Raw genomic sequence first — 1,110 nt, 5'->3', positions numbered from 1 at the left:
AGAACACCCCCTCCTAAATGTAGCTCCGTCTCGTGGGCTCGGAGATGTGTATAAGAGACAGACGGCCTGACCGAGGAGGCCGTCGCGCTGCTCGACTGGGTGTGGACCCACGTCCTGGCCACCGACTGGGGCCGCCGCGAGCGCATCCTGCGCGCCGACGTCGTGTCCCGGACCGCACGCCTCGCCACCCAGGGCTGGGCGGCCGTCGTGCGTGACCTGGGCCGCGACCGCGAGTGGGTCGGCGCCGGCCACCTGCGCATCAACAACTACGACCTGCCCTCGCGCGTCCTGCCCGACGACGCCGACCTCTTCTTCGTCCCGGTCAGCCACCGCGCCCGATGGGTCGGCTGGCTGCTCCCCCGCCGCTACGCCGTCTACTACCCCGTGGCCGGCGCGCTCGCACGGGTCGACGCGGAGGCCTCCGACGGCCTCGAGCGCCTCGTCGGCCGGTCCCGGGCGGCTCTGCTGGTCGCACTCGAGTCCCCTTGCAGCACAACGGGCCTCGCGGCCACCACCGGGCTCGCGATCGGGTCGGTCGGCGACCACCTCAAGGTGCTGCTCGCGGCGGGCGTCGTGCTGCGACGCCGCTCGGGACGTGAGGTGCTCTACTGGCGCACCGCCCTCGGCGACGCCCTCGTCGCGTCCGGTGCCGGCGGCGGCCTCCAGCCGGCTGCGAGGAGGCCCGGGTAGTCCTCCCCATGTACCGCGCGGCGGGACCGGCCCTACGGTCGCCTCGGGCAGGAGCACCTGCCCTCCCACCACACGGAACCCAGGGGTAGTCATGTGTGAGCTCCACGAAGACCTCGGCGACACCGGCGCCGCGGCGCCCGCCTCCCCCACGGGCGGACTCGGCCGGCGCACGCTCATCCGCGGCGCGGGTGGTCTCCTGCTCGGGGGCGGCCTCGTCGCTGCCACGGCGACGGCCGCGAGCGCCGCGACCTCGCAGAACGGTTGGCCGGCCGGGTCGTCCTCGCAGATCCCGATCGTGGGCCTCACGGTCGGCGGGGTCACCTTCCCCGCGGGCGTCCGGAGCGGCCCCGTACACACGATCCTCGCCTACGTCGCCGGCCGCTTCGACCGCGAGGTCGAGGCCCTCGTCAGGGGCTGGTG

The 1,110-nt window shown here is 74.4% G+C and carries 1 protein-coding gene and 1 pseudogene; both read left to right on the top strand.

The genetic code is table 11. The annotated features are described in order from the left end of the window. The first annotated feature begins 99 nt into the window (after window positions 1-99). The gene (locus ACR9ZK_RS21585) at window positions 100-690 is read left to right on the top strand and encodes an ArsR/SmtB family transcription factor (protein WP_481344012.1); all 591 of its coding nucleotides are present in this window, start codon (window positions 100-102) and stop codon (window positions 688-690) included. A gap of 91 nt (window positions 691-781) precedes the next feature. Further along, a pseudogene (locus ACR9ZK_RS21580) lies at window positions 782-1,110 on the top strand (peptidoglycan-binding protein); the annotation flags it as partial.

This window comes from Monashia sp. HAY1-5C (assembly GCF_056755255.1).
Note: the sequence above shows the minus strand (reverse complement) of the source record. Positions and strands in the feature narration are given on the sequence as shown.